This window comes from Mycobacterium sp. E1214, assembly GCF_001666755.1.
GTDB lineage: Bacteria > Actinomycetota > Actinomycetes > Mycobacteriales > Mycobacteriaceae > Mycobacterium.
Genome location: NZ_LZJC01000120.1, coordinates 1 through 1,014 on the forward strand (window position 1 = coordinate 1; position 1,014 = coordinate 1,014).

General features: G+C 70.0%; 1 protein-coding gene and 1 pseudogene. One reads left to right on the forward strand and one right to left on the reverse strand.

Features of this window, described 5'->3' with window-relative positions; translation table 11 throughout:
* A partial coding sequence (locus tag A5700_RS16420) for a VWA domain-containing protein (protein WP_068204852.1) occupies positions 1 to 732 on the forward strand: 732 nt, incomplete at its 5' end.
* A gap of 3 nt (positions 733 to 735) precedes the next feature.
* Here A5700_RS16420 and A5700_RS16425 read toward each other — a convergent pair.
* A pseudogene (locus tag A5700_RS16425) lies at positions 736 to 1,014 on the reverse strand (hypothetical protein); the annotation flags it as partial.

A 1,014-nucleotide genomic window follows, 5' to 3' on the forward strand; every position in this document is an offset into this window, starting at 1 on the left:
CGCATCCCGCGCAACCGCGCCGTCATCATGCTGCTCATCGACGTGTCGCAATCCATGCGGGCGACCGACGTGCCGCCCAACCGGCTCAAGGCCGCCGAGGAGGCGGCCACCCAATTCGCCGGCCAGTTGACGCCCGGCGTCAACCTGGGGCTGGTGGCGTTCTCCGGGACGCCGTATCTGCTGGTCCCGCCGACGCCCCAACACCAGGCGACCATCGAGGCGCTGAAGAAGCTGGACTTCGCGGACAGCACGGCCACCGGCGAGGCCATTTTCACCGCCCTGCACGCGATCAGCGCCACCGCGGTGGTCGGCGGCGACAAGCCGCCACCCGCCCGCATCGTGCTGCTCTCCGACGGCGCCGAGAACGTGCCGCTGGACCCCAACGCCCCGCAGGGCGCCTTCACCGCGGCCCGCGCCGCGAAGTCCGAGGGCGTGCAGATCTCGACGATCTCGTTCGGCACGCCCTACGGCACCGTCGACTACGAGGGGGCCACCATCCCGGTGCCCGTGGACGACCAGACCCTGCAGAAAATCTGCGAGATCACCGACGGCCAGTCGTTTCACGCCGACAGCCTGGACTCGCTGAAGAACGTCTACACGACCCTGCAGCGCCAGATCGGCTACGAGTCCGTGAAGGGCGACGCCAGCCTGGCCTGGATGCTGCTGGGCACCGTCGCCATGGCCGGTGCCGTGCTGGCCGGGCTGCTGCTCAACCGCCGGCTGCCCGCCTGAGTCTCAGGTGGGCAGGCGCCGGTTGAGGACCAACGCCAACACCGTCGCGATCAGCGCCGCGACGACCCCCAGCCGCAACCAGCCGGCGCTGCCGGGGCCGGGCACCGTGCGGTAGCCGATCTCGTTCTCGATGGCGTTGTAGCTCTTGTTGAGCTCGGCGGCGTTGGTCGCGGTGTAGGCCTGCCCGCCGGAGAGCTTGGCGACGGTCTTCATCTGGTCGGTCGAGACGGGCACGGCGACGCGCTGCCCGTCCATCTCGATTTCGCCGCCCTTGGTGCCGAA